This is a genomic window from Labrys neptuniae, from assembly GCF_040797145.1.
In the GTDB taxonomy this organism is placed as follows: Bacteria; Pseudomonadota; Alphaproteobacteria; order Rhizobiales; family Labraceae; genus Labrys; species Labrys neptuniae.
This window is the reverse complement of record NZ_JBFNQD010000001.1, coordinates 906,621-924,497: the sequence shown is the minus strand read 5'-3', so window position 1 is coordinate 924,497 and position 17,877 is coordinate 906,621. Positions and strand designations below refer to the sequence as shown.

Here is a 17,877-nt window from a genome sequence, read left to right as displayed (position 1 = left end):
ATTTGGCAGCACTTTTGCTGGGCCGGGAGCTACACTGGCGCACAATAAGAAGGCACCGCAAGGGCAATCCAGGGGAAGTGAAAGCATGGCGTCATCCCTCATCGAGCGGCTCACCCGCAAGAAGCCAGTCAGTCGATTGGTCGCCGATACCGCCGACAGCGGCGATGGCCACGGTCATCTCGGCCGTTCCATTACTTTGTTCCAACTCACCATGTTCGGCGTGGGTGCCACGATCGGTACCGGCATTTTCTTCGTGCTGAGCGAGCAGGTGCCCGTGGCCGGCCCGGCGGTGGTGATCTCCTTCGTCATCGCAGCCGTCACGGCGGGGCTGTCGGCGCTGTGCTACGCCGAGATGAGCTCGATGATCCCGGTCTCCGGCTCCTCCTATTCCTACGCCTACGCCACGCTGGGCGAGGGCGTTGCCTTCTTCGTGGCGGCTTGCCTGGTGCTGGAGTATGGCATCTCCGCCGCAGCGGTGGCGGTCGGCTGGGCCGAATATGTCGAAAAGCTCCTGAGCAACCTGACCGGCATCGTGCTGCCGGGTTGGATGACCAAGGGACCGATCACCCTTCCCGATAGCGACAACCCGTTCGCCATGGCCTTCTTCGGTGATGGTTCAGGCCTGATCAACCTGCCGGCCGTGATCCTGGTGGCTCTGTGCTGCCTGCTGCTGCTGCGCGGTTCCAAGGAATCGGCGCGCACCAACGCCATCATGGTGCTGATCAAGCTGGCGGTGCTGACGCTGTTCATCGTGATTGCCGGCAGTGCCTTCAACGCCGCCAATTTCACGCCCTTCTTCGGGGAGAAGGGCTTCAACGGCGTGCAGGCGGCTGCGGCCTCGATCTTCTTCACCTTCGTGGGCCTCGACGCGGTGTCGACGGCGGGCGAGGAAGTGGTCAATCCCAAGCGCAACCTGCCGCTCGCCATCATTTCGGCCCTGGTGATCGTCACCAGCTTCTATGTGCTGGTGGCCGTTGCCGCCCTCGGCGTGCAGCCTGCCAGCCAGTTCGGCGGGCAGGAGGCGGGCCTTGCCACCATCCTCCAGAACATCACCGGTGCAGCCTGGCCCGCCAATCTCCTGGCGGCCGGCGCGGTGATCTCGATCTTCTCGGTGACGCTGATCGTGCTCTATGGCCAGTCGCGCATCCTGTTCGCGGTGTCTCGCGACGGTATGCTGCCGGCCATCTTTCATGACGTGAACCCGCGCACCATGACCCCGGTCGCCTGCACCATCATCGTCTCGGTCTTCGTTGCGCTGATCGCCGCCTTCGTCCCGGCCGGCCTGCTATGGGATCTCACCAGCATGGGCACGCTGGTCGCCTTCACCGTGGTCTCGGCCGGCGTGCTTATCCTGCGCTATACCCAGCCCGACATGCAGCGCGGCTACCGGGTTCCGTTCGGTCCGGTCCTGCCGATCCTCTCGATCATCGCCTGCATCTATCTCATCCTGAGGCTGAGCGGCATCGTCTTCGCCATTACCGGCGTCTGGATCGCCATCGCCGCGCTGCTATACTTCACCTATTCGGCCCGCCATTCGCGGCTGGAGGCTCCTGACAACGCAGTCGGCGAGGCAGCCCAATGAAATATCTGGTTGGCCTTTCCGCCGATCAGGGCGGGCGCGAGGCGCTCGCCCTCGGTGCGGTGCTGTCGCGTTCCTGCGGCGCCTCCCTGGTCGTATGTACCGTCACGCCCGACACCTGGGGTCCGCCATCGCCGGCCCGCGTGGATGGCGAATACGGCAGTTTCCTGCACCAGCATGCTACCAAGGCGCAGGAGAAAGCCAGAGCGAGCCTGCCTCCCGACGTGCAGGCCGAATTCGTCATCGTCTCTGCCCCATCGGCGCGTGAAGGCCTGTTGCAGGTCGCTTCCGACATCGATGCCGATTGCCTGGTGCTGGGGTCGACCCGTGCCGCCCCGTTGGGGCGTTTCGGGGAAGGACATGTGACCACCGATGTGCTGCGCTCGGCCCATCTGCCGGTCGCCGTGGCGCCGAGGGGCTATTCGGCCGATGCGAGAACACAGGTACGGCGGCTGAGCTGCGCCTTTGCCGGCAGCACCACCTCGCCGGGGCTGGCGCGGCGCAGTGCCGACCTGGCCCAATTGCTCGGCGTTCCCCTGCGCCTGGTGACGTTGGTGGTGCGTGACAAGCAGATGTATCCGACCGGAGCGGGCTATGATGCCGAGAACATCGTCTCCAACACCCTGCGCGAACAGGCGAGTGCCGCACAGGCCGCCGTTCTCGATCATTGGGACAGTCCCGTCGCGATTTCGGGGGAGATCGGCGACGGCAAGAACTGGAAGGCCGCCTTCGATTCGCTGCTTTGGGCGAATGCCGAATTGCTGGTCGTGGGGTCGAGCAGCCTCGGGCCCGTGATGCGGGTGTTCCTCGGCTCCAATTCCAGCAAGATCGCGCATAATTCGCCGGTGCCCTGCCTCATCCTGCCGCGCGTGGACGAGTAGGGGATTACCGGCTACCAGAAACTGGGGCCGTCGCCCCAGTTACTCGAAGTTCAGGATGCAGGCGGTCGCGGGAGTGGCGAACGCCGGCTCCATCGGAGGAAGTCATGACAGCCAGATCCTTCAACCAGCCGCTCGGTGGAAACGAGATGCCGCGCTTCGGCGGCCCCGCCACCATGATGCGGCTGCCGACGCAGCCGACCACCGAGGGGCTCGATGCCTGTTTCGTCGGTATCCCCATGGATATCGGGACCTCGAACCGGCCGGGCACGCGCTTCGGGCCGCGGCAGATCCGTACCGAATCCTGCATGATCCGCCCCTACAACATGGCGACCCGGGCCGCCCCGTTCGACAGCCTGCAGGTGGCCGACATCGGCGACGTCGCCATCGACACCTTCAACCTGCCCAAATGCGTCGACATCATCACCGATGCCTATCGGGGGATCATCAAGAATGGCTGTCGGCCGCTCACCTTGGGCGGTGACCACACGCTGAGCTATCCGATCCTTAGGGCCATGGCCGAGAAATACGGCCCCGTCGGCCTGATCCATGTCGATGCCCATGCCGACATCAACGAACATATGTTCGGCGAGCCGATCGCCCATGGCACGCCCTTCCGGCGGGCGGTCGAGGCAGGCGTGCTCGATACCAAGCGTTGCGTGCAGATCGGCGTGCGCGGCACCGGTTATGCCGCCGACGATTTCGACTGGCCGCGCGAGCAGGGCTTCCGCGTGGTGCAGGCCGAGGAGTGCTGGCACAAGTCGCTGACGCCGCTGATGGAGGAAGTCCGCGCCCAGGTCGGGAACGGCCCGGTCTACCTGACCTACGACATCGACAGCCTCGATCCCTCGATCGCTCCTGGCACGGGAACGCCGGAAATCGGCGGCCTCACCACCATCCAGGCGCTCGAGATCATCCGCGGCTGCTGGGGCCTCAACCTGGTCGGCTGTGACCTCGTCGAAGTGTCGCCACCCTATGATCCGGCCGGCAACACCGCGATCACCGCGGCCAATCTCCTGTTCGAAATGCTCTGCGTGCTTCCGGGCGTACAGAGGCGCAACGCCTAGGGGCGAATTGCGAGTTCGCAATTCTTCCTAGCTCCCTGTCTTGACGCATTTTCTCGATCGTAAAGTCTGCCGACTTTTCTGGAAAATGCTTTTGCAAACGGTACATCACATGTCAGGCCAGTCCCTCACCACGGGCGAATACCTTGTCAGGCTGCTGGAGTCCTATGGCGTCGATCTGATCTTCGGCATACCCGGCGTGCATACGGTGGAACTCTATCGCGGCCTGCCGGCCACGAAGATTCGCCACGTCACGCCGCGCCACGAGCAGGGCGCCGGCTTCATGGCCGACGGCTATGCCCGGGTGACGGGCAAACCTGGCGTGTGTTTCATCGTCACCGGTCCGGGCATGACCAATATCGCCACCGCCATGGGCCAGGCCTATGCCGATTCGGTGCCGATGCTGGTCATCTCGGCGGTTAATGCCCGCGACCAGCTGGCGATGGGGCAGGGGCGGCTGCACGAGCTGCCCTCCCAGCGCAACCTGGTGGCTGGGGTCGCCGCCTTCAGCCATACGCTGCTCGATCCCGACCAGCTTCCCGAGGTGATGGCGCGCGCCTTCACCGTGTTCAATTCGCAGCGCCCGCGCCCGGTGCACATCGAGATCCCGCTCGACGTCATCGTCGCACCCGCCGATCATCTGTCGAGTGAGGCCTGGCCCCTGCCGGCCAAGGCTGCCGCCAGCGGCGCCGCCATCGAGAAGGCGGCCGGCATTCTCAAGGCCGCCAAGCGGCCGCTGATCGTGGCGGGCGGTGGGGCCGCCGATGCGGCAGCTGAAATCGCGGCGATCGCCGGCAAGCTCGACGCGCCCGTCTTCACCACCATCAATGGTCGTGGCATCCTCGAGCCCGGCCACCCCCTAGCCCTCAACGGCAATCTCGGCATGGCTCCGCTCCTGGCCGAACTCGCAGCCAGTGATGCGATCCTGGCCATCGGCACCGAGTTCGGCGAGACGGAAATGTATCCCGAACCCCAGCCGCTCAAATTCGGCGGGCCGCTGATCCGCATCGACATCGATCCGCTGCAGCTCGCCGCCGGACTGCGTTGCGACCTGCCCATCGCCGCCGATGCCAAGCTGGCAGCTGCGGCCTTGCTCGCGGCGCTCGGCGAGGCACGGCCGGCCGGCGAGGGCAAGGCGCGTGCCAGCGCGGTGCGTGCCAAGGTCGAGGAGGGGCTGTGGCCGGCCTGCCGGACCCATGGCAGGCTGATGGACATCGTGACGCGCACCCTGCCGCAAGCCGTGGTCGCCGGCGACCAGACCGAGCCGGTCTATGCCGTCAACCAGTTCTACCAGGCACCGCAGCCGCGCTCCTATTTCAACTCCTCCACCGGCTATGGCACGCTCGGCTACGGCCTGCCTGCCGCGTTCGGTGCCAAGCTCGGTGCGCCCGACCGGCCCTCAGTCTGCCTGATCGGCGATGGCGGCCTGCAATTCTCGCTGCAGGAAATGGCGAGCGCCGTGGAGGCGAAGATCGCCACGGTGGTGATCATCTGGAACAATACCTCCTATGGCGAGATCAAGGCCTTCATGGCCGACAGGGACATCCCGCAGATCGGCGTCGACATCTTCACGCCCGATTTCGTCGGGCTGTCCCGCGCGCTCGGCTGCGCCGCGGCTTTGCCTGAAACCATCGAGGAACTGACGCGCGAACTGACCGCCTCCTCGGGCCGCCAGGTGCCGACGGTGATCGAGATCCGGGCCGGCTCGCCGCTCGCCCTTGCCTTGGCCCAGTGAGGCCGGCCATGCAGCACCAGCTCTTCATCGACGGTCGCTGGCAGGATCCGGTCGAGCCCGGGCAGATCCCGGTCTTCGATCCCTATCGGGGGGCCGCTTATCACCAGGTCGCGGCTGCCGGCCCGGCCGATGTCGCCAGGGCGGTCGAAGCAGCGAAGGCAGCTTTCCCGGCCTGGCGTGCCGCTGGGGGTCGTGAGCGGGGACGCTATCTCAAGGCCATTGCCGGCAGGCTGACCGAAAGGGCGGAGGAGCTTGCCCGCATCTCCTCGCTCAACAATGGCAAGCCGCTCGGCGAGGCGCGCATCGACATGGCGGATGCGGCCGCGTCCTTTGCCTATTATGCTGAGCTGGCTGCCGATCTCGAGGCCAGCCAGAACCGAACCGTACCGGTGCCGGATGCGGCCTTCGGGGCGCGCCTGCGCCGCGAGCCGGCCGGCATCGCCAGCCTGATCGTGCCCTGGAATTTCCCGCTGGTAACGACCTCCTGGAAGGTGGCGCCCGCGCTGGCAGCCGGTTGCACCGTGGTGCTGAAGCCGTCCGAGATCACGCCGGTGGTCGAGCTCGAGCTTGGCGTCATCGCCGCCGAGATCGGCCTGCCGCCCGGCGTGCTCAACATCATCACGGGCACCGGCGAGCGGGTAGGGGCACCGATGACGGTGCATCCCGACGTGGCGAAGATTTCCTTCACAGGCTCCAATGCCGTGGGTGCCCGGGTGATGGCGGCCGGGGCGCCCGGCACCAAATCGGTCAGCCTGGAACTTGGGGGCAAGTCGCCGATCGTGGTCTTCGACGATGCCGATTTCGACCAGGCGGTGGAGTGCGTGCTGGGCGGCATCTTCTTCAATGCCGGCCAGATGTGCTCGGCGACTTCGCGCCTGCTGGTCGAGCGCTCGATCGCGCCCAGGCTGATCGAGGCGGTGGTGGCGGCCGCGCGTGCCCTCAAGCCGGGCGATCCGCTTGACGCGGGGACGCAGATCGGCCCGATCACCATGAAGGCCCAGCATGACAAGGTGCTGTCCTATATCGAGCGTGGCAAGGCGGATGGATTGAAGCTGCTCACGGGTGGCGGCAAGCCGGCAGGATTGGATCAGGGCTGGTTCGTCGAGCCGACCATCTTCGGGGACGTTCCCGTCGACAGTCCGCTTTGGCGGGAGGAGATCTTCGGTCCCGTCTTGTGCATGCGCAGCTTCGACAGTGAAAGTGAAGCCATTGCACTCGCCAATGACAGCGATTTCGGCCTGGTCGCCACCGTGGTCAGCGAAGACCTCGACAAGGCCAACCGCGTCGCCGATGCGATCGAGTCCGGCCATGTCTGGATCAACAGTCCGCAGGCGATCTTCGTGCAGACCTCCTGGGGTGGCTTCAAGGCCAGCGGCATCGGGCGCGAGCTCGGGCCCTGGGGAATGTCGTCCTATCTGGAGGTGAAGCACGTCACGACGCGCTTGACACGATAGCGAGCAAGTTTGCTAGGTTCTGACTGTATGCCGAAGAAAAAGCATAAGAAGAAGCACAAGATAAGATCAGGAAAGCATAAGGGGTTCGCAATGAAGACCATTCGGAATGTCGCCGATCTGCGCGTTGTCATGCATCGCAACGAGCAGCCGATCTATTTCATATCGGCGACGAATTTCAACCTGATCGGCATTGATGAATGGGTCAGAAACTTCAAATTCATCAGCTATATCGACTGTTTCGACGGACGCCACCCCAATGTCTTCGTTCCCAGCGAGATCCCTCACGCTGAATTCGAAAGTATCGAGGACATCAACAACTATCTTCTTCAGCACAAGGAAGTGATCGACTACATCAAGCGCCGCGGCGGGCGCGCGGTTGCGACCTTCCTGATGTTCGACGAGACGACCGAGGAGATCTGCAACGACCTCGGCATCGAGGTTTGGTTCCCCAAGGCGTCGCTGCGCCAGCGCTGCGACAACAAGATGGAAACAGTGCGCATTGGCAACAAGGCCAAGGTGCCGTCCGTGCCCAACACACTGGCCGGCGCCAAGAGCTATGAAGAACTGCTGGCTGCCGCCAAGAAAGCCGGTATTGGCACCGATCTCGTCGTGCAGACCGCTTTCGGCGATAGCGGCCACACCACCTTCTTCATCGCCAGCGAGGACGACTACAACAAGCATGCCAAGGAGATCTCGGCCGAGGACGAGGTCAAGATCATGAAGCGGATCAAGTGCCGCGGCGCCACCATGGAAGCCTGCGCCACCAAGTCCGGCACGCTGGTCGGCCCGCTGCTCACCGAAGTCGTCGGCCAACCCGAGCTGACGCCTTACAAGGGCGGCTGGTGCGGCAACGAGATCTTCCCCGGCGCCTTTTCCGAGACCATCCGCGCCAAGGCGTGCGACATGGCCTATCGCTTTGGCAACCAGCTGGTGAAGGAAGGCTATCGCGGCTATTTCGACCTCGATTTCCTGATCGACATCAAGGACAACGAGGTCTATCTGGGCGAGCTCAATCCGCGCATCTGCGGCGCCTCTTCGATGACCAATCACGCGGCCTTCGCCTATGCCGACGCGCCGCTGTTCATGTTCCACCTGATGGAATTCTCCGGCATCAAATACAAGATCGATGTCGAGGAACTGAACAATCGCTGGGCCCAGAAGGAGTTCATCGATAGTTGGTCGCAGGTGGTGATCAAGGCGACCGACAACATCGTCGATATCGTCACCCATGCGCCTTCGTCGGGCATCTATCGCATGGCGCCCGACGGCAGCGTCTCCTATGACCGCTTCGACTATCACCGCCAGGCGATCGAGAACGAGCAGGAGGCCTTCTTCCTGCGCATCACCGGACCCGGCGATTACCGCTATGAGGGCGCCGATCTCGGCATCCTCATCACGCGTGGTAGGGTGATGAACGACGAGTTCGACCTGAACGAGCGGGCACTGAACTGGATCAAGGGCATCAAGCGGCTTTATGCCACCAAGCCCCTGACGGAAGTCCAGCGCGACGACACCCCGTCGTCCGGCTCCTTCAAGATCCTGTAAGCGCGATCATGGATCTCCTGTTCGAAGCCGTGGACGAGGACCAGCCCGGTGCCAAATGGCGCCAGCTGTTCGATCGTCATTGGCATGCCTATAGCCGCTGGTTCATGCGGGACGGCATCAGGGCTCGCCCGACCTATCTGGCAAGCCTGAAGGCGATGCGTGCCCATATGCCTGAGCTTCTGCCGGCCTATGAGGCGATCGTGTCTGCGGCAGGCGACGGCGACCTGGAAGCCCGCTTCCTGTCGATGTGGTGCCCGCCTGTTTATGTCGGCGGTTGCTCCCAAGCGATCATCACCGATCCCGAACCGGCACTCATCCGCAATTACGACTACAGCCCGCGCCTGCTGGAGGGCTCGTGGCTCGCCACCCGCCTCAACGGCAAGCGGGTGGTGGCGGTGGTCGATTGCCTGTGGGGCGTGCTCGACGGCATCAACGAGGATGGTCTTGCCGTCTCGCTCTCCTTCGGTGGGCGGACCGCGGCAGGACCGGGCTTCGGTATTCCGATCGTGCTGCGCTATGTGCTGGAATTCGCCTCTGATACCGCAGAGGCGATCGAGATGCTGCGGCGCATCCCGGTGCACATGTCCTATTCGGTGGCGCTGATCGATCGCGAAGGTCATCACGCCACCGTCTATGTCAATCCCGACCGTCCGGCCGAGGTGGTGGCCAAGCGCGTCAGCACCAACCACCAGCATGGCGTGGAATGGGCGCGCCATGCCCAGACCACCAAATCGGTGGAACGGGAGGCGGCGCTGGAGAAGGCGCTGGCCATACACCAGAGCACCGAGAACGTCCTGGCCGGCTTCCTGCGCCCGCCCGTCTACCAGACCTCGTATGGCAGAGGCTACGGCACGCTCTATACGGCGCTCTATCGGCCGCAGGACGCTTCGGTCGAACTGGTTTGGCCCGGGGTGATCTGGCGGCAGTCCTGTGCCGAGTTCCAGGAGGAGGCGCGCGTCATTCGCTTCAATGACGGCGATTCCGGTGGTTTCGCGCCGACCTTCAAGCAGGGGACTGTGAGCTGACCGCGTCTCCTGCCAAGGATAAGGAATAAGATCCACCTGGTGCGATAATAAGTTGATAATACGGAGGAAAACTCCGTAGGGGAGGCGTAATGAGGGTTGTCGTTCTGGGGGGCGGTGTCGTCGGTACGGCTGCGGCCTGGTATCTGGCAAAGGACGGCCACGAAGTCACGCTGATCGAGCGGCATGCCGATGTCGCCTGCGGGACCAGCCAGAGCAATGCCGGTCTTGTATCGCCGGGCGACTCGACCGCCTGGGCGTCGCCGGCCGCGCTCGTGACCTTCATCAAGTCGCTCTACAAGCCCGACATGGGCATCAAGGTCCGTTTCAACCTCGATCCGAATTTCCTGGCCTGGACCTGGCGCTTCCTGCTGCAATGCACGCAGGCCCGCGCCAATGCGAACACGGAAGTGAAGCTCAGGCTCGCTTTCTACGCCCGCGAATGCATCAACGTGCTGCAGGACGAAACGGGCCTTGCCTATGACGACAAGCGCAAGGGCATTCTCTACTTCTATCGTTCGCAGCAGAGCCTTGAGGCCGGCGCCAAGCATATGGGCTACATCGCCGAACGCGGTCTGAAGATCGAGATCGTCGACAGGGAGCGCCTGGTCGCGCTGGAGCCGGGCCTCGCCGCCGTCAAGCACCAGATCGCCGGCGGCGTCTATTCGCCGATGGACCAGACCGGCGATTCCTGCCTGTTCACCCGCGGCCTTGCCGAACTTGCGCGTGAGCGGCATGGCGTGCAATTCCGCTTCAACACCACGGTGACCGGCCTCGATGTCGAGGGCGACCGGGTGAAGGCCGTGCTGACCGACCAGGGGCCGGTGGCCTGCGATGCCGTGGTGGTGTCGCTCGGGCCCGAAAGCTCGCTGCTTGCCCGCAAGATCGGCATCGACGTGCCCGTCTATCCGGTGAAGGGCTATACCGCCACCATCCCGGTCGACGACGACAAGGGACCGACCATGGGCGGGGTCGACGAGGACCGGCTGATCGCCTATTCGCGCCTCGGCAACCGGCTGCGTATCGCCTCCACCGCCGAATTCGCCGGCTATGACCGAAGCCACAAGCCGGCTGACTTCACCACCATGTTCAAGACGGCGCACGATCTTTTTCCCGGCGCGATCGACGAGAGCAAGGCCGTGCTCTGGGCTGGCCTCAGGCCGATGATGCCGGGTTCGGTGCCGGTGCATGGCCGGGCGCGCTACGCCAATCTCTATCTCGATACCGGCCACGGCCATGTCGGCTGGACGATGGCCTGCGGCTCGGGAAAGCTCACCGCAGACCTTGTCGCCGGGCGCCGCCCGGAGATCGACACCACAGGCCTGCTCTACCGGAACTGAAGCGATGCCGGATCCTCAGATTGCCATCGATCTCGCCAGGATCGAGCACAATGCCCGCACCATCGTCGAAACCTGCGCCAAAGCAGGCATCACGCCGTTCGGCGTGACCAAGGGCACCTGCGGCATGCCACAGGTGGCGCGTGCCATGCTGCGCGGCGGCGTGGCCGGCATTGCAGAGTCGCGCTTCGAGAACATTCGCCGCCTGCGCGATGCCGGCATCGATTGCCCGATCATGCTGCTGCGCAGTCCGCCATCCTCGCGGGTCGAGGAATTGGTGCGCACGGTCGACATCAGCCTGCAATCGGAACTCCAGCTGATGCGCGAGATTTCGCGCGTGGCCGAGCGGCTGGGGCGGGTGCACGACGTCATCCTGATGGTGGATCTCGGCGATCTCCGGGAAGGGATCTGGCCGAGCGACCTGATCCCGACGGTGGAAGCGGTGATGGAATTGCCGGGCATACGCATTGCCGGCGTCGGCACCAATCTCACCTGTTTCGGCGCCATCATTCCGACCAAAGAGAATCTCGACCAGCTGGTGGCCCATGCCTACAAGGTCGAAAGCGTCACCGGACGGCATCTCGACTGGGTGTCGGGCGGCAACTCCTCCTCATTGCCTTTGCTGCTGGCGGGCGGCATGCCGGCGGGCGTCAACAATCTGAGGATCGGCGAGGCCATCCTGCAGGGCGGCCGCGACACTTTCCTGGAACAGCCCTGGGAGGCGCTCGATCGCGATGCCTTCGAACTCACCGGCGAATTGCTGGAAGTGAAAGTGAAGCCATCCATGCCGATCGGCAAATCCGGCATCGACGCCTTCGGCAACGTACCCGTCTTCATCGACGAGGGCGACCGCCTGAGGGGCATCGCCAATATCGGGCGCGAGGATGTCATCGCCGAGGGCCTGATGCCGACTAGGGCCGGCGTGAGGGTGCTGGGGGCCTCCAGCGACCATCTGGTGCTCGACCTCACCGAGGCCGATCCGCCGCTCAAGGTGGGCGAGGATGTCAGCTTCCGGCTGAACTATGGTGCGCTGCTGACGGTGATGACGTCGGAATATGTGGAGAAGGTTCCGATGCGGGACGTGATGGAGCAGGGGCAGAGCCGGAGTTATGCGGTCGAAACGGATGAGGTCGGCGGCGCGGTGCTTTCTGCCCATAATGTCGCCGCACGCATCGAGCGGCTCGGTTTCGAGGCAGGTGGAGCGCAGGCATCTATCGTGCTGTCCACCGGCGCAAGGCGAGCCGACATCATGCCCTTCATCGAGACGGCCGGACGCCGCTACGATGCGCTGGGGCTGATCTGGATCGATTCCGACGCGGCGATGATGCCGGACGTGGGGGAGGCAAAGCCTGCGGAGAACGCGGTGCTGCGGCATCTGCTCGCCCGTCTGCCGCCTCATATCACGGCGGAAAACGTGGTTCTTCTCGGCCTGCGCGAAGCCGATCCGCTGGAGGTTGAGGCGCTGAAGGCCTCGCGTATGCGCATCTTCACGATGGCAGAGATAGACGCGGTTGGTCTGCGCCATGCCATGCGCGAGGCGATCGCCATCGCCTGTGCCGGCACGCGAGGCTTTCACCTGTGCTACTCGCCGACCGCCACCGACATGTCGGATTGGAGTGGCGGCATCGGCGGCATCACTGTGCGCGAGACCCATTCGGCCATGGAAATGGCGGCGCTCAGCGCTCGGCTGCGCTCGCTCAGCGTCTCGGGCATCGATAGCGATCTGCCCCCCACCATCGGTGCCGAATGCGCCAATTTCATCCTCTCGGCTTTCGGCAAGACCATTCTCTGAACGCTCATCCCAACAGGAGACTTCCATGATCAGGCGTCTGCACCCCGGCAAGCGGTTCTGCGAGGCCGTCATCGTCAACGGTATCATCACCACCGCCGGCATCACCGGCCGCGATGAGACCGCCGATACGGTCGGCCAGACCAGCGACATTCTTGCCCAGATCGACGCGCTGCTGGCCGAGGCCGGCACCTCCAAGTCCAAATTGATCAGCGCCAGCATCTGGCTGCGGGACATCGCCCATTTCGACCAGATGAACGAAGTCTGGGACCAATGGGTCGACAAGGACAATTTGCCGGTGCGCGCCACGGTGGAAGCGCGCCTGGCCGCGCCCGAACTGCTGGTCGAGATTCAAGTCAGCGCAGTCGTCTAAAGCAGTTCCTCCCGCCCGTGCCCGGCATCGGCGGGAGGCTTGCAAACCGGATGAGACAAGCAGGCTTCAAGGTGCCGCCAGCCCGACCGGCAGGGAACGGAGCGGCTTGATTTCCTTGAGCACGAAGGTCGTCTGCATTTCCTTGATGCGGGGCAGGCGGCGTACGGTGGCCATGGCGAATTGCGCATAGGCGTCGAGATCCGTCGCTACGACCTGCAGCAGGAAGTCGGCGTCGCCGGCGATCGAATAGCAGGCTATGACCTCCTCAAGCCGCAGGACCTCGTTGGAGAAGGCCTCGGCTTCCGCCTCGCTGTGGCTGTCGATCTTGACGCGAATAAAGGCGAGCACGCCGAGCCCAAGCCTGCGGCGGTCCAGCACGGCCTTGTAGCCCTGGATGACGCCGTCCTCTTCCAATTTTCGTACGCGTCGCCAGCAGGGCGAGGTCGAGAGTCCGACCTTGTCGGCCAGGTCCTGATTGGTGAGACGCCCATCCTCCTGCAAGGCTATCAGGATTCGGGTATCGGCGGGTTCAAGGTCAGGATGAGGCATGATCTACCTAGTGATATAGAAAATGGGGTACGAGCTACCAAAATTATCAAAAATATAGAACAGAAAGGTAAAATTGGTCGGCGGAATTGCGCTATCCCTGCCTCTTCGAGATCAGCGAGGAGACTTCCGTGAGCGACGACATTCGCCTGGCCATCATCGTCAACCCCGCTCTGCCGATTGGCCTGGTTGCCAATACTGTCGGCGCTGTCTGTGTTGGTCTCGGAGCCCGGATGCCGGTGCTGGGGGCGACCCAGCTCGCCGACCGTCAGGCGCGGCGCATCGACGTCAGCGCCAATCGGCCCGTGCCCGTGCTGCAGGCGGATGGTGAAACCATCCGCGCGATCATGCTCAAGGCACTGCCTGCCGCCGATGAACGGGCAGTGGTGCCCTTTCCCGCCTTTGCCCGCAGTCTGCATGTGTTCGCCGACTATGGCATCTCCATGCCCGCGCGAGATCTCGCCGAGGAGGAGGTCGATGGCCTCGGCCTTGCGGGTCCCACGAAATGGATCCGCTCACTGACCGGATCGCTGAAGCTCCTGCGCTGAGCCGGGCGGCGGCAGTCTCGACAGGGAACTGCAGATGACTCTGCGAGTTTTCCAATAATCGGCCGGGCTGCGACATTGCATCGGCAGGGCGAGCATTCGAATCCTTGACTCTCCGCGGCATATTTTGAAAAGAAAGAGGCGTAAACAGACTAGGTGCCATGCCGTCGTGCAGGAGGCGCCATTCGGATGCCTCGGAAATCGGCATTCGGCTCGGGAGGCGGGCGCCGGACGGAACCGGTCATCACCCGCGAAAGCGTCTTGCGATTTGGCTTAATCGGTGAGACGTCGAAACAAGGGGGCGGCAAGGCGTCGTTTTCAACGAAGCACGTTTTGCGCCAAAGATCATGAACACCTTTCGGCTGGGCCGGGTGGTGCCGTGGTCGGCAAGGTGAAAGGGCTTTTCCCGATGGAATGGGCTGGGAGAGACAGCAATACGGCCGCGGAGCCGTCCTACGCACGCACCTATTATCGTTGGGCTCGTTTCTACGACCTCTTCTTCGATTGGCCGTTCCATCCCGGGCGCCTGGCGGCGGCGCGGGCCGTCGCCCAGGCCGCCGGCAACAATGGCGAGGTGCTGGTCGCGGGTGTCGGCACGGGCCTCGAGCTTGCGCTGATGCCGGATAATCTGCGCATCCTCGGCATCGATCTCGCCCGCCCCATGCTCGATATTGCCCGCGAACGGGTCAAGCGCAAGGGGCTCGACCAGGTCAAGGCCCTCAGGGTGATGGACGCGCAGGCCCTGGAATTCCAGGAAGGCCGCTTCGACGTGGTGCTGGCGCCCTATCTTCTCAGCGTGGCGCCTTCGCCCCAGCAAGTGCTCGAGGAAATGTGGCGGGTAACCCGGCCGGGCGGCGAGATGATCATTCTCAACCATTTCTCGGCCGAGGACGGCTGGCGCGTACGGGCGGAGAAGGCGCTGATCGGCGCGGGCGGCTGGCTCGGCTGGCGGCCTTATTTCCCCTATGCGGTGATGACCGACTGGCTGGCCAGCCGCCCCGAGGCGCAGCTGCTCGAGCGCCGTGAAGTGGCGCCCGCGCGCCTGTTCACCGTTCTGCGTATCCGCAAGCCGGCCTGAGAAAACCAGTCTGACATTGCGGGCGTGGCGGCCGAGCGCGTAGACTGGCCGCCCTGTTGCGGAGTGTTGCCATGACTGTCGCCGTCTCGATCCAGAACGCGCCGTTGGAGCGTCCCTCGGAGCCGATCCTGCTGCGAGAGGACAAAGGTGGGGTGACGACTCTCACCCTCAATCGGCCGCAGCAGTTCAATGCGCTCTCCGAGGGTATGCTGGAGGCGCTGCAGCAGGCACTCGACGCGATCGCTGGTGACCGCACCATACGCTGCGTCGTCCTGGCGGCGAACGGCAAGGCCTTCTGTGCCGGGCATGATCTGCGCCAGATGCATGCCAACCGTCGGCTCGATTATTATCAGGCCCTGTTCGCGCAATGCAGCCGGGTGATGCAGGCAATCCAGGCGCTGCCTGTGCCGGTGATCGCCCGCGTGCATGGCATTGCCACGGCGGCGGGATGCCAGCTGGTGGCGAGTTGCGATCTCGCCATCGCTTCGCAGGCGGCGCGCTTTGCTGTTTCCGGCATCAATGTCGGGCTGTTCTGCTCGACGCCGGCGGTTGCCCTCTCGCGCAATGTCTCGGCCAAGCGCGCCTTCGACATGCTGGTGACCGGCCGCTTCATCGATGCTGAAACGGCGGCAGATTGGGGCCTGATCAACCAGGCGGTGGCCGAAGCAGACCTCGATGCCGCCATTGCGGCCAAGACGGCGGATATCCTGGCCAAGAGCCCCACAGCGGTGCGCTATGGCAAGCAGATGTTCTACCGCCAGCGCCAGATGGCGCTTGGCGAGGCCTACGGCTTTGCCGGCGAGGTGATGGCGCGGAACATGATGGAGGAGGATGCTGCCGAGGGCGTCGAGGCCTTCCTGGCGAAGCGGCCTGCACGGTGGGGCGCTTGAACTCGCCAGGAGCAGAGCGCGTCGTCTAGACGGAAACGCATTGCGATTCTTGGTGATTCCGCCAAATCTCAAAACGCCCTAGTGGCTGATCGATTTCGACATCAGGTTGATGATCACCACACCGGCGAGAATCAGGCCGATGCCGATGACGGCCGGCAAGTCGAGCGACTGGTTGAAGGCGACGAAGCCGACCAGCGAGATCAGCACGATGCCGATGCCGCTCCATAGCGCGTAGGCGATGCCGACCGGCATGGTGCGCAGCGTATAGGAGAGGAAATAGAAGGCGGCCATATAGCACAGCCCCATCATCACCGTCGGCCACAACCGGGTGAACTGCTCCGAGGCCTTGAGGAGCGAGGTGGCGATGATTTCGAGAACCACGGCGATCACCAGGGCTGCGTAGGTCGTGACGGCTGGGCTCAATGGGAGGTCCTCGGAAAGGTGCGTCGCCGACGCTGCGTTGGGGAGCGCGGGGCAGGGCCGCGAGACCTGCGATAGCCAAGGCGCCTTCTTCTGTAAAGGATCGGCCCTGCCGTGGAACCGTTCTGCGACCATGCGTCCGGGGGAGTGCCGTTCGAGAGGCGGAGGAGGGCGTGCGCTCCTCGTCTCGGCGAACAAGATGCTTCGAGGTGGCGGCAGCATGCCCGCGCTCTCAAAGAAGGCCGCATCGATCTTGCCCTGGGGGTGTCAGCGAGGGGAGCAACGAGGCTCTAAAACGGCACCGGCGCGCGAATTGCTTCGCGCGCCGGCCGGTTCTTGCGGATGACGGGAGCACCGAAGCGCTCACCCTATTTCATCCGGGGATGATCCAGATTTTCGGTAGCTGGAACGTCAAGTGGCGGAGACCACCTTGGCTGAGCCAGCGCAAATTTCCAGGATCTTCGTAAGGTTAGACACTGGATCACCTCCTTTCGTGGGTTGCGAACCCTTTGAGCATGGCGGCGATGGCCGGGGATGTAAAGAGCTCGAGGTCAAAAGGGCAGAAACTGGCCCGGAAATGCCCCTTTTTTGAGCTTAAAACCCAGAATATCTTCCGTTGGAGCCCAAGATATTGGCAAATCCTCTCAATGAAGGCACTCCGGAATCCATGAATCCTGAGTCTTGATTCGGGCCATGTGAGTTTGTTGGCCGGCGCTTGGGCGTGTCCTGGGAGGAGAAAAGCGGTGACCGAGGCGTTCGTCGTCTATGGAGCAGCCGGCTCAGGATCGGTTCCGATCGAGGCGGCTCTCGACCTACTCGAATTGCCTTATCGCGTGCAGGAATGTTCTCCCTGGGAAGGGCAAGAGGAGGCAGACAAACTCGCCCCTATCAATCCCATGCTGCAGGTGCCGGCCCTGGCACTGCCGACGGGGGAGGTGATAAGCGAAAGCGCCGCGATCCTGATCTGGTTGGCCGATCGCTATCCCGACGCACGGCTAGCGCCGGCATTGACCGAGCCGGCGCGGCCGACGTTCCTGCGTTGGATGACCTTCGTGTCTTCGGCCATCTATGCCCTCTATTGGGTCGCCGATAATCCTTCTCGCATCCTCGACCACGCCGAGCACCACACCGGCCTCAAGGCTCGTTTGTTCGACCGCATCGCCCGCTGCTGGGAATTGATGGGGGCACAATTGCGTCCGGGAAAGTATCTCCTCGGCGAGGATCTATCGGTTCTCGACCTCTATGTGGCAACGGCCTCACGCTGGTTGCCCGGGCGGCGGCGCTTCTATGAGGCCGCACCCGGTCTGGCGGAGACAATACGCCGGGTGGATGCAGATCCCCGGCTGACGGCCCTCTGGGCGGAGCGTTTCCCGTTCAATCAGGGGTGGGAGCATTAGAGCAAAACGCGTTCAGACGGAAACGCCGTTTGCTCTCACTCTTTGGTTCGACGCGTCTTTGCGATTGTCGGCGATTCCGCCAAATCGCAAAAAGCGTCAGCGTGCAAAGCCGGTTCGAGATCGCCGGATGAGGTCTGTCTTCTTGATGAGGCCCATTTGCCGTTACGGGTCTCCGACTGGTCATCCGGTTCGGGTAGGGGGCTGCTGAAATGGATCTGGAGTCCC

General features: G+C 63.7%; 16 protein-coding genes. 14 read left to right on the top strand and 2 right to left on the bottom strand.

The window, feature by feature from the left end; translation table 11 throughout:
- The first annotated feature begins 85 nt into the window (after positions 1 to 85).
- The 10 genes from ABXS05_RS04520 (at position 86) to ABXS05_RS04475 (ending at position 12,776) form a co-directional block, all read left to right on the top strand.
- A complete protein-coding gene (locus ABXS05_RS04520; protein WP_311935132.1) occupies positions 86 to 1,582 on the top strand; it encodes an APC family permease in 1,497 nt (498 codons plus the stop codon).
- A complete protein-coding gene (locus tag ABXS05_RS04515) occupies positions 1,579 to 2,460 on the top strand; it encodes a universal stress protein (RefSeq protein ID WP_367623078.1) in 882 nt (293 codons plus the stop codon). The genes ABXS05_RS04520 and ABXS05_RS04515 overlap by 4 nt, the downstream gene beginning before the upstream one ends.
- Before the next feature lie 104 nt (positions 2,461 to 2,564).
- A complete protein-coding gene (gene speB, locus ABXS05_RS04510; RefSeq protein ID WP_367623077.1) occupies positions 2,565 to 3,524 on the top strand; it encodes an agmatinase in 960 nt (319 codons plus the stop codon).
- Positions 3,525 to 3,633: 109 nt separating this feature from the next.
- On the top strand, positions 3,634 to 5,256 hold the full coding sequence (locus ABXS05_RS04505) for a 5-guanidino-2-oxopentanoate decarboxylase (protein WP_367623076.1): 1,623 nt from the start codon (positions 3,634 to 3,636) through the stop codon (positions 5,254 to 5,256).
- A gap of 8 nt (positions 5,257 to 5,264) precedes the next feature.
- On the top strand, positions 5,265 to 6,710 hold the full coding sequence (locus ABXS05_RS04500; RefSeq protein WP_367623075.1) for an aldehyde dehydrogenase family protein: 1,446 nt from the start codon (positions 5,265 to 5,267) through the stop codon (positions 6,708 to 6,710).
- A 90-nt stretch (positions 6,711 to 6,800) separates the two neighbouring features.
- On the top strand, positions 6,801 to 8,255 hold the full coding sequence (locus ABXS05_RS04495; RefSeq protein ID WP_367623074.1) for a biotin carboxylase: 1,455 nt from the start codon (positions 6,801 to 6,803) through the stop codon (positions 8,253 to 8,255).
- An 8-nt stretch (positions 8,256 to 8,263) separates the two neighbouring features.
- The gene (locus tag ABXS05_RS04490; protein WP_311935120.1) at positions 8,264 to 9,280 is read left to right on the top strand and encodes a C45 family autoproteolytic acyltransferase/hydrolase; all 1,017 of its coding nucleotides are present in this window, start codon (positions 8,264 to 8,266) and stop codon (positions 9,278 to 9,280) included.
- Between the two features lie 89 nt (positions 9,281 to 9,369).
- A complete protein-coding gene (locus ABXS05_RS04485; RefSeq protein ID WP_367623073.1) occupies positions 9,370 to 10,617 on the top strand; it encodes a D-amino acid dehydrogenase in 1,248 nt (415 codons plus the stop codon).
- A 4-nt stretch (positions 10,618 to 10,621) separates the two neighbouring features.
- Positions 10,622 to 12,406, top strand: coding sequence for an alanine racemase (locus ABXS05_RS04480; RefSeq protein WP_311935114.1), 1,785 nt, complete (start codon positions 10,622 to 10,624; stop codon positions 12,404 to 12,406).
- 25 nt (positions 12,407 to 12,431) lie between these two features.
- On the top strand, positions 12,432 to 12,776 hold the full coding sequence (locus ABXS05_RS04475; protein ID WP_311935112.1) for a RidA family protein: 345 nt from the start codon (positions 12,432 to 12,434) through the stop codon (positions 12,774 to 12,776).
- A 66-nt stretch (positions 12,777 to 12,842) separates the two neighbouring features.
- On the opposite strand, the gene ABXS05_RS04470 is transcribed toward ABXS05_RS04475, so the two are convergent.
- A complete protein-coding gene (locus ABXS05_RS04470) occupies positions 12,843 to 13,325 on the bottom strand; it encodes an Lrp/AsnC family transcriptional regulator (RefSeq protein WP_311935111.1) in 483 nt (160 codons plus the stop codon).
- A gap of 128 nt (positions 13,326 to 13,453) precedes the next feature.
- On the opposite strand from ABXS05_RS04470, the gene ABXS05_RS04465 reads away from it, so the two are divergent.
- The 3 genes from ABXS05_RS04465 to ABXS05_RS04455 all read left to right on the top strand — a co-directional run bounded on the left by ABXS05_RS04465 (position 13,454) and on the right by ABXS05_RS04455 (position 15,835).
- Complete coding sequence (locus ABXS05_RS04465) at positions 13,454 to 13,870, top strand: DUF2000 domain-containing protein (protein ID WP_311935109.1); 417 nt, start codon at positions 13,454 to 13,456, stop codon at positions 13,868 to 13,870.
- Between the two features lie 388 nt (positions 13,871 to 14,258).
- A complete protein-coding gene (locus tag ABXS05_RS04460; protein ID WP_367623072.1) occupies positions 14,259 to 14,945 on the top strand; it encodes a class I SAM-dependent methyltransferase in 687 nt (228 codons plus the stop codon).
- 71 nt (positions 14,946 to 15,016) lie between these two features.
- Positions 15,017 to 15,835: an enoyl-CoA hydratase gene (locus ABXS05_RS04455; RefSeq protein WP_367623071.1), complete on the top strand. Its 819-nt coding sequence runs from the start codon at positions 15,017 to 15,019 to the stop codon at positions 15,833 to 15,835.
- Between the two features lie 78 nt (positions 15,836 to 15,913).
- On the opposite strand, the gene ABXS05_RS04450 is transcribed toward ABXS05_RS04455, so the two are convergent.
- Positions 15,914 to 16,258 carry a DMT family transporter gene (locus ABXS05_RS04450; protein WP_367623070.1) on the bottom strand — a complete coding sequence of 115 codons (345 nt, stop codon included), beginning with the start codon at positions 16,256 to 16,258 and terminating at the stop codon, positions 15,914 to 15,916.
- Between the two features lie 740 nt (positions 16,259 to 16,998).
- Here ABXS05_RS04450 and ABXS05_RS04445 point away from each other — a divergent pair.
- Positions 16,999 to 17,652: a glutathione S-transferase family protein gene (locus ABXS05_RS04445; RefSeq protein ID WP_367623069.1), complete on the top strand. Its 654-nt coding sequence runs from the start codon at positions 16,999 to 17,001 to the stop codon at positions 17,650 to 17,652.
- Positions 17,653 to 17,877: the final 225 nt, after the last annotated feature.

Bases quoted from the DNA above. Each gene is read 5' to 3' on its own strand.
- ABXS05_RS04520 (WP_311935132.1), top strand. From the start codon at position 86: ATGGCGTCATCCCTCATCGAGCGGCTCACCCGCAAGAAGCCAGTCAGT.
- ABXS05_RS04515 (WP_367623078.1), top strand. From the start codon at position 1,579: ATGAAATATCTGGTTGGCCTTTCCGCCGATCAGGGCGGGCGCGAGGCG.
- speB (WP_367623077.1), top strand. From the start codon at position 2,565: ATGACAGCCAGATCCTTCAACCAGCCGCTCGGTGGAAACGAGATGCCG.
- ABXS05_RS04505 (WP_367623076.1), top strand. From the start codon at position 3,634: ATGTCAGGCCAGTCCCTCACCACGGGCGAATACCTTGTCAGGCTGCTG.
- ABXS05_RS04500 (WP_367623075.1), top strand. From the start codon at position 5,265: ATGCAGCACCAGCTCTTCATCGACGGTCGCTGGCAGGATCCGGTCGAG.
- ABXS05_RS04495 (WP_367623074.1), top strand. From the start codon at position 6,801: ATGAAGACCATTCGGAATGTCGCCGATCTGCGCGTTGTCATGCATCGC.
- ABXS05_RS04490 (WP_311935120.1), top strand. From the start codon at position 8,264: ATGGATCTCCTGTTCGAAGCCGTGGACGAGGACCAGCCCGGTGCCAAA.
- ABXS05_RS04485 (WP_367623073.1), top strand. From the start codon at position 9,370: ATGAGGGTTGTCGTTCTGGGGGGCGGTGTCGTCGGTACGGCTGCGGCC.
- ABXS05_RS04480 (WP_311935114.1), top strand. From the start codon at position 10,622: ATGCCGGATCCTCAGATTGCCATCGATCTCGCCAGGATCGAGCACAAT.
- ABXS05_RS04475 (WP_311935112.1), top strand. From the start codon at position 12,432: ATGATCAGGCGTCTGCACCCCGGCAAGCGGTTCTGCGAGGCCGTCATC.
- ABXS05_RS04470 (WP_311935111.1), bottom strand. From the start codon at position 13,325: ATGCCTCATCCTGACCTTGAACCCGCCGATACCCGAATCCTGATAGCC.
- ABXS05_RS04455 (WP_367623071.1), top strand. From the start codon at position 15,017: ATGACTGTCGCCGTCTCGATCCAGAACGCGCCGTTGGAGCGTCCCTCG.